Consider the following 9,526-nt stretch of genomic DNA (forward strand, 5'->3'; position numbering starts at 1 on the left):
TCCTCTTTTCCCCTCTTGGGAGGGGAAAAGAGGTAAGAGGGAAAACAATCCTGTGCACCTGATAGTTATGCAAACCACCATAAGCATATGCTGAGAGCTCTCAGCTGAATGCTTACATAATTAAAACACCAAAAACTTGCCCCCTAGCCCAACTGTGTGGAATTTTTTACCCCAGAAGTTGGTGGTATAGATACTGAAAAGGAAATAGTTTTGGTGACGAGTGTAGCTTTCGATTACTGGCTTAACTGCATCAGGTGGTAAAGGTTTACCGACAAAACAAGCTGCTTTTACCCCAAGAGGAAGGGATTTCTGCTGGCAGTAAGTATCGTGTAAATGCCATGCCGCATGATCAAGATAAGCATCTTTAGTGGGATTGGTGAGTGCCATAATGCTGGACACTAAAGCTAAGAAAACGGTGTTATTGATGCGCTGATACATAATTTTATCTTAAACAATGGATTATTAGTAGGGTGCGTAGGGTGCTTTAGGGGCGGACTTGCCCTTATTGTTCGCCTCGACCGCCAGCCTTGGGATAGTCCGCCCCGTAACGCACCGCCAGTGTTAGGTTGCTGCCCGGAAATTGAAACGGGCAAGATGCCCATTCCACTAACATGCCCGTTCCACCAACATGCCCATTCCACCCACCGGGTCAAACTCAGCCATAGGATAATTAGTCAACCGGATTTAATCTAAGCTCGACCTAGGGAAAGCCCAGTTAAATTCCTTTGTTAAATATTTTTTCGTTACGTTGTGGGTCTATTCCGGAAAATCTAACCTCTTGATTACTATTGCTGATAAATCGGCTATTTTTCAAGTGATTAACCGGACTTGATATAATTCTATTTTCCGAGAGCGGAAGTTATCTTTTCCCTAGCTGAAATCTGTTCGCGTAGCCCATAAGCTGACAATTCCACTACCTACGATATTTTCACACTTTATTCACAAGCTATGATTATATTTTTTATCTAGTAGCGTTATAGTAATTCGGTTTTTTTGTTGAACAAAAAGTTAAGTTATTTGCTGAGTTTCTGTAACCTAAACCATAATTACTAACAAGTTTATGATTGACAATTACCTTCTATACCAAGTCGGTGGTAGTCTAGCTAGTGATGCACCTAGCTATGTAGAAAGACAAGCAGATATCCAACTATATAACGCCTTAAAAAGGGGTGAGTTTTGTTATGTGATGGCTCCCAGACAAATGGGAAAGTCTTCTCTATCGGTGCGAATCAGACATCAGCTAGAACAAGAAGGTATAAGATGCAGTACTATTGATATGACGCGCATCGGTAGCGAAACAATTACTCCAACTCAGTGGTACAAAGGAGTGGTTGCTGAGTTGGTACGAGGCTTGAAGTTATTCGGTAACTTTAATTTACAATCCTGGTGGCACCAGGAAGAGTATCTTTCACTGCTTCAGCGATTGAGTAATTTCCTGGAAGATATCCTGCTGGTCAAATTTCCTACTGAACGAATTATTATCTTCATTGATGAAATTGATACTATTCTCAACTTACCTTTTCCCGTTGAGGATTTTTTAGCCCTGATCCGATTCTGCTATAACCAAAGAGCAATTAATCCCGACTATAATCGCATTGTCTTTGCTGTATTCGGGGTAGCTAAGCCAAGTGATTTGATTACTAGCAAAAAGCGGACACCATTTAATATCGGGAAAGCCATAGAACTAAATGACTTTCAATTCCATGAAGCATATCCCCTTGCTAAGGGATTAGAGGAAACAGGGGGTAACCCTAAAACGATTCTCAAGGAGATACTGGCTTGGACAGGAGGACAACCCTTTCTGACCCAAAAACTATGTCAGTTGGTAGTAGATTCAGTAAAGGTCGGGTTGACTATTGCTCCTGGTAATGAGGCATCTTGGGTAGAGAGAATCGTACACACTCACATTATTAATAATTGGGAATCCCAGGATGAACCCGAACATTTGCGAAGTATCTCAGCTCGCCTTTTGAGTAATAAATACTATGCTGACAAATTGCTGAGACTTTATCAGCAGATTTTAGCTGGAGATGATGTACTGATGGATAACAGCGAAGAGTGCAAGGAATTGCTGCTATCGGGTTTGGTGGTTAATCAACAAGGATGGCTGAGGGTAAAAAACCCTATATACAAAGCAATTTTTAATCCTGAATGGGTTACCAAACAATTAGAGAATATGCGTGAGTATCCTCAAAATTCACCCTCTTCCAGAGTTAGTATGGCATACTGTTAGTTTAAGGGACTAAAACGCTAGGTATACCTAGCGTTTTGGGCTTCAGCCCCTTGGTATAACTTAAACTATAGCGTTTATGATAGCTATAATATATACAAAAATTTTTACCTATTTACTCTCGCCTAATACCTGTTTCATAAAAACCATAAATTTGTACATAATGAATATGGTAATTGCTATAATATATTAAACTATTGCTAGGGAATAAGTTTAGTATGTCGAATAAAAAGAATGAAAATAGTGGATGTGGATGCGCAAATATTCCTATTTCTCTAATCTTACTGGTTTTAGGAGGTGGCTATTGGTGGTTGAACCATCAAGGAGGTTTATCCATGATTAGCAAATTACCTCAAAATCTCCCAATAGCTATTCCTCAAAATCTACCAATAACTATTCCTGGTTTAAATTCGACGACCGCCGAACCACAACCTTCGGCTCCTAATGAGCCTCCCGTAACCACCGCACCTTCCTTACCAAATTCGTCAATTGTTAAACCTAATGATAAGCCAGCTTCACCAACACCAATAACACCTCAAAAACCTCAAACACCTCAAACACCAATTGTTAAACCTAAGAATCAGCCAGCTTCACCAACACCAATAACAGCTCAAAAACCTCAAACTCCTCAAAAAACTCAAACTCCTTGGGAGAAAAAAGCAATCAGAGGAATTTATATAAGTCGTTATAACGTAACTAATAATGCTAGTGAAGATAAGATTAGAAAACAAGTTCGTCATTATCACTCTCAAGGTATTAATACGATTATTCATGGTGTATGGGGTAATGCTTGTCCTATGTACACTAGTGAAGTGATGCAAAAAACGTTTGGTTATAAAAGTTGTCCCAATCTGTTTCGCGACCGCTGGTTAACTTGGCTAATTGATGAAGCACACAAACACGGCATGGAAGTTCATGCTTATTTTGAAAAAGGTATCAAAATAGATAAAAATAGCCCGATTTTTGATTTAGCTATTGAACGTAAATGGGTTGTACCCGGCGTTGACCGCACCTATCCAGGAATCGAACATTATATTCTTGATGTAGAAATTCCTGAAGTGGCTAATTTTTTTAGAGATATTTTAGTAGAATTTGTCCAAAAATATCCTAAAATTGATGCAGTCCAATGGGATGATTATCTCGGTTACCATGCTGAGTTGCCAGGTAAAGTAAATCGCACTAATAAGCTAACCACTTTTTCACAAGAAATGATAAGTGCTATGAAACAAGCTAACCCAAAGGTTAGTTTTGATCTTTGTCATCATAATCCTTATTGGGCTAAAAAATATTTTGCTGCCGACTGGCCAAAATGGAATGTAGATCGAGTTTTTATTCAAGCTTATAATGATAAAAATTTTACCAAAGAAGTAGATTATGCCGAAACCTATGATGGAATTGCTATTTCCGATCAACAATTCCATCGCTTGCCAGAAATAATTGCTAACAACAAAATTAAGGCGATTTTAGTGTTTCCCAATGGGACAAATCCAGAAGACGTAGCTTCTAAGTTAAAGCAACTTTCTGTTAAATAAAGGTAAGCGTATAACTATACTTTCGAAGCTATAAAATGCCAAAATTGTCTCCTTCAATCACTGCTTCTGCTTGTAATGCGATCGCTCTCAATTTCTCTAAGGTCTCTGGTGCAACTGACTGCCACAATCCCCGCTGATTAGCTTCTAGTAACCGTTCTGCCATATCTCGCAATGCCCATGGATTCTTTTGTTGGACAAACTCTTGCACGTCTGGGTCAAATAAATATCCCTGAGCTACTCCTTGATACATATGGTCTGCGACACAATTAGCGGTAGCATCATAGGCAAACAAATAATCTACCGTTGCTGCCATTTCAAATGCTCCTTTGTAACCATGGCGCATCACTCCCTCAATCCACTTAGGATTCACGACACGAGAACGGTACACTCGGGCAATCTCTTCCTTTAGCTGTCGAACTTTGGGCTTTTCAGGGATAGAATTATCCCCAAAGTAGGTTTGAGGATTTTTGCCAGTTAACCCCCGCACTGCTACAGTTAACCCCCCCTGAAACTGGTAGTAATCATCTGAATCGAGTAAATCATGTTCCCGATTATCCTGATTATGTAATACAACTTGCATCTGTTTCAGGCGCTGCTCAAACGCTTCTGGGGCTCCCTTGGGGGAAGATGAGCTGTAGGCGTAACTACTCCAGTTAATGTAAGCGCGAGCTAAATCCTGCTCATCTTGCCAGTTTTGAGATTCAATCAAACCCTGTAACCCGGCACCATAGGCTCCTGGTTTCGAGCCAAAGATGCGGTAGTGCGATCGCATTTGCGCTTGGGACTGACTCAAGCCTACCTGTAACCAATAGTCTGTTTCCTGTTTCACCTGGGCTGCTAGAGGATTGTCTGATGGTGATTCATCCAGGTTTGCCACAGCAACGACTGCATTGTGAAATAGGTCGATTAAATTGGGGAAACTATCTCTAAAGAAGCCAGAGATGCGCAGGGTCACATCCACCCTAGGACGTTGTAACACAGACACTGGCAAGATTTCAAAGTCTACCACCCGCCGTGAGGACCCATCCCAAATCGGTCGCACTCCCAACAACGCCAGAGCTTCGGAAATATCATCTCCCCCGGTACGCATGGTCGATGTGCCCCAGACCGAAATCCCTAGGGTTTTGGGATACTCACCATTTTCCTGGGTATAGCGCTCCACTAGCACTTCAGCTGCCTTTCTGCCTACATCCCAAGCTGTTTCTGTAGGAATAGCACGGATATCAACAGAGTAAAAATTGCGACCTGTGGGCAGAACATCCGGTCGTCCTCTAGTCGGCGCACCAGATGGCCCACTCGGTACATATCTCCCATCTAATCCCCGTAACAATTGGGTAAGTTCTTGATTAGTTTGTTGTAGTGCTGGTAACAGGCGATCGCGTATCCAATCTAATTCTTGTTTTGTTGTTTCAGTAATCGGTAATCGGTAATCAGTAATCGCTAATGGGGAATTAGTGATGATTTGTTCTACTAATTCAGACGCTTCTTCTTCCAATACTTCAACCAAATCACCAACAGTATATTTACCAGTATAGCATTCCTCTGTTACCTTTTGCCTTGTCATTAATTTTGATATGGAATCTATACTACTTCTTGCGATATCCTTAACTACTGAAAACTCTTCCGTTAGAGGGTCAAAATCCCAACCTAAATCCTGAGCTAAAGCACGAGTTAAGCCGATGCGATTCTTTCCTGGATGACGAGCAATTGCTACTAGTAAATCTCGCAATTGACGTCCTTGGGGACATTGACTAAACACATGTAATCCATCTCGAATTTGAGCTTCTTTTAATTCACAAAGATAAGCATCAATTTGATTAGTAATTTCCGATTCTCCAGCTTCGATGTCGTCTACTGCAATCCCTAAATCTTCGTGCAAGTGCTCCTCAAAGATAAGTTTAACAATGCGGTCGCGAATAATTGGTAACCGAGACAAATCCAAACTCTGCGCTTCATAATACTCATCAACCAATCCCTCCAACTGTTGCAGAGGACCATAAAGTTCAGCACGAGTCATGGGAGGGGTTAAATGATCAATAATCACCCCTTGAGCGCGACGCTTTGCTTGAGCACCCTCCCCCGGATCATTGACAATAAATGGATACAAATGAGGCATGGCTGCTAAGGCCACTTCTGGATAACAGCACTCTGACAAGGCCACACTCTTACCCGGTAACCATTCTAAATTCCCATGCTTGCCTACATGAACAATTGCCTGGGCACCAAAACACTTCCGCAACCAATAATAAAATGCCAAATATCCATCAGTCGGTTCCAAATCGGGAGCATGATAATTCAAAGCTGGGTCAATATCATAACCCCGAGAGGGTTGAATTCCTACAAACACATTTCCCAACTGAATTCCTGAAATGGGAAATGCTGAAATCTCGGTTATCTCTCCTTTGCCATCTTTGTTGTCTTTACCGTTAACATCAAACTCTCCCCAACGCTCACGGATTCCCTTTTGAACCCCTATCGGTAACTCTTGAAAATAGTCCCAATACTCCTGCCAACTCAACTCTTGTCGTACCAAACGTAACTGCCATCCTTCCGGATCATTGGTAACCCCAGCGGTCAACCACTCAATCAACTCATCCCCACTGTCCGGAATCTTCTCAACCCAATACCCAGCATCCCGTAACCCTTTTAAAATCTCTACACAACTGGCCGGGGTATCTAATCCTACCCCATTGGCCAGCCTGCCATCTCGATTGGGGTAATTAGCTAAAATCAGAGCAACCCTTCTCTGATTCGGTAGGGTTTGCCGTAACTGTAGCCAATTCATGGCTAAATCTGCTACAAACTGAATGCGATCGCATACCGGTTCATAAACCACCACATCCGTTTCCAGAGAAGGATTCCACCGTTGCGCCGACTTGAAGGAAATCGCACGACTAATAATTCGCCCATCCACCTCTGGCAACGCTACATTCATAGCAGTATCCCTAGGCATCAATCCCTGAAACCCAGACTGCCACTGTTCCACGGTGCCACTACTTAAAATAACCTGCAACACAGGTACATCCAGCCCTTCCCACAACTCCAACTGATGTACCTCAGCATCCAACTTAGCTACCGAGAAACTTGTCGTATTCAGCAACACTGCGATCGCGTAGCGTGAGCAAAGCTCAATCGCACTACTAGAGCTATCGGGAGTTTGGAAATAGCCTAACAATTCCCGTTGTACCTCTAGATCCCGTAAAGAAGAGACAAATACTGGCACCGGTTCCAAGCCCCGTTCTACTAAAGCCTGACATAACCCATCAATCGGTGCTGTATTTCCCGCTAAGTAATGGGCACGGTAGAACAAAATACCAACTTTAACATTGCCTTTAAGATTGCTAGTAGGTTGTTTGCTTATCCCCGATTGCCATGGATAAACCCCAACCCGAGGCACAGGTTTTGGTGGTGGTGGATTATTGGTTTGCTCCAAGCATACATCTGCCACAAATTTAAGAGCGTTAGTGAAATTCTCAACACCGCCTTCTGTAAAGTAGCGCCATAATTGATTCACTATCGGAATAGTTTCTGTGGAGTGACTAGTTAAGGTAGGGTCTGGTCGGTCATCTCCTGGTAAAACCAATAATGTAGCGCCAGTTTGTTCTACTGTTTCTTTCACCACTTCTAAGCCATAAGACCAGTAGGAGCGTCCCCCCAATAATCTGATAATGATAATCCGTGCTTTGGCTAAAATATCCTCAGCATAGGTATCAATGGTTAGTTGTTGCTGCAACTGCAACAGATTAGCGACTCGGATAGCTGGGAAATCTGGCGGAAGTTGGGATACCGATGCGGCTAGGGTTTGGATATCCGTGTCAGCAGCAGTCAGGAAAATAATCGGTGCTGGGGTTTGTTCGATGAAGATAACCCCTTCAGCTTCAGGGTTCCATCCTCCTGGAGTAGCGGCGATGCGATGCATAGTTTAGTGTGTGGCTCTAACCATTCTAGATGAGTCTATATGGACTCTGGGATAGATGGCAAGGCTCAACCCAAACTACCAGGCAACTTGTTCCCACTTGTGCTCAGATTCGGTACCTCTCTGACTTTATCTAAATTGATAACTCCCATTTCCAACATTCTTGTTGGTGATGGATAATAGAATGGACCAGCACAATACATTGCTCTATTTGGATTAGAATCCTCAGAGGCAATATAGAGTTTTCCAGAATCATCCTGTAAAATCTCAGGAGGACATGTGAATGGTACACGCAGTTCTACACCAGCAAACTGTTCATTAAATGCTTTAATCAGATCATCAGAATATCCCGGAGCGAATTCGGCTGATCCTTCTTTCATTAACTGGTGGTAGTAAAACTGCTCTTGTGTTGAATAAATACTTGTTGCCCATATAGCTTGTCCGATATCATCTACTTCTCTAACACCGTAGCTCTCAATTTTGGGAGCAGGAATTCCTACCTGTACAAATGCATAATTCTCGTTACTTCCAAGGCCACTAAATCCCATCTCAATATAAAACGCCTTTGCATACCGATCCAAATCGAACCCCGTTGTTCCCTGCCATGGCATATCTCGATACACAGGTGCCCAAACAATTGCTTCTCCAGGAGATGGCCATGCAACGCGACAAAGCTCCAAGCCCATCTGCCTCATTTTGGCATCTCCAATTGTCGTATTAGCCATCATCATCCATGCTGGCAAGCAGACTTCCCCTTTTCTTCGCACACCTGCTTTGGCAGGTTGAACAACAGAGATTTGATGAGAGCTTGGCATGTATGCCGCTGCTGCTGCCATGTACTCGGCAGGTCTATATGGACTAACACGACGTCTTTCTTTTGAATCTGTCTGATAATAAGGTCCATAAAAATCTAAGTTGATTTCATCAGTATCAGTATGGCCAATATAGGTTTTATCATTAATTAATCCATGAGCCATAGCCCAAATGAATCCAGCTAAAAGTGTCGTTCCTTTTCCACTCAAGCAAACATTTCTCTGCTTTGGTAAAAACCCCTCTTCTCGTAATGCATTGATATTAATCTGTTCCAAAACCTGGCACTGATCGATAACAACATCACAATGAGGTGCAGCTGCTGTCAATGTTTTCTGATCGGGACTAACAACGATAACGCGGCCCCTGGGCAGTAAACGCTGATGGTAAGTAGCAACATGAGCAATAGTTTCCCTTTCAACAAAGGCAGGCAGCAACCAAAGTCGATTGTGATCGCCTTGATAAAGGAAATCATGGGCTGCTTCTAAAATAGCTTGAGCATCTGGATCGCCCAAGTCTACATTTTCTGAATTAAAGTAGAAGGCATTATTCAACTGAATATCAAGTTTTTCCCGATCATCATGACAAGCATGAAAATTCGTCTCACGCAAACGCTTTCTTTCCTTAACAACAGGGCTAAATTCAGTTAAGGACTCAAGTGTATATCCCAATGGTTTTGTTTTAAGAGCTTCGTTGGCAGCATCTAGACGTTTTACTAGATATGGGATATCAATAACCTGACCATTTCTTAGATGTTCAGGCAAAAACTTAAATTCCAGATTGCTGTGTTGCAACAAATAATTCTCCTTATCTTTTAAGAATTATAGCACTTCTACGACTTGTGAGGTACAAATGTCTGGGTTTTAGGGAGCAGGGAGCAGGGAGCAGGGAGCAGGGAGCAGGGAGCAGGGAGCAGGGAGCAGGGAGCAGGGAGCAGGGAGCAGGGAGCAGGGAGCAGATAAGAAGGAGCCAACGTCTGAACTCAAGTCACGAAGGAACCCGGATCACGCATGCCGTCTCATGCCTGGAAAAAAAAAA

Annotated in this window: 6 protein-coding genes; 2 read left to right on the forward strand and 4 right to left on the reverse strand. The window is 42.6% G+C overall.

Annotation, left to right across the window (positions count from 1 at the left end):
* Positions 1 to 120 precede the first annotated feature (120 nt).
* A complete protein-coding gene (locus F6K52_RS26035; protein ID WP_293085042.1) occupies positions 121 to 438 on the reverse strand; it encodes a DUF4359 domain-containing protein in 318 nt (105 codons plus the stop codon).
* Between the two features lie 622 nt (positions 439 to 1,060).
* Here F6K52_RS26035 and F6K52_RS26040 point away from each other — a divergent pair.
* Complete coding sequence (locus F6K52_RS26040) at positions 1,061 to 2,233, forward strand: AAA-like domain-containing protein (RefSeq protein ID WP_364419722.1); 1,173 nt, start codon at positions 1,061 to 1,063, stop codon at positions 2,231 to 2,233.
* A gap of 215 nt (positions 2,234 to 2,448) precedes the next feature.
* The gene (locus F6K52_RS26045) at positions 2,449 to 3,762 is read left to right on the forward strand and encodes a family 10 glycosylhydrolase (protein WP_293085046.1); all 1,314 of its coding nucleotides are present in this window, start codon (positions 2,449 to 2,451) and stop codon (positions 3,760 to 3,762) included.
* 28 nt (positions 3,763 to 3,790) lie between these two features.
* Here F6K52_RS26045 and cobN read toward each other — a convergent pair whose 3' ends face one another.
* The 3 genes from cobN to F6K52_RS26060 form a co-directional block, all read right to left on the reverse strand.
* Positions 3,791 to 7,681, reverse strand: coding sequence for a cobaltochelatase subunit CobN (gene cobN / locus F6K52_RS26050; protein WP_293085050.1), 3,891 nt, complete (start codon positions 7,679 to 7,681; stop codon positions 3,791 to 3,793).
* 65 nt (positions 7,682 to 7,746) lie between these two features.
* On the reverse strand, positions 7,747 to 9,282 hold the full coding sequence (locus tag F6K52_RS26055) for a hypothetical protein (protein WP_293085053.1): 1,536 nt from the start codon (positions 9,280 to 9,282) through the stop codon (positions 7,747 to 7,749).
* Between the two features lie 38 nt (positions 9,283 to 9,320).
* On the reverse strand, positions 9,321 to 9,461 hold the full coding sequence (locus F6K52_RS26060) for a hypothetical protein (RefSeq protein WP_293085056.1): 141 nt from the start codon (positions 9,459 to 9,461) through the stop codon (positions 9,321 to 9,323).
* Between the last annotated feature and the right edge of the window lie 65 nt (positions 9,462 to 9,526).

The organism is Moorena sp. SIO3H5 (genome assembly GCF_010692395.1).
GTDB lineage: Bacteria > Cyanobacteriota > Cyanobacteriia > Cyanobacteriales > Coleofasciculaceae > Moorena.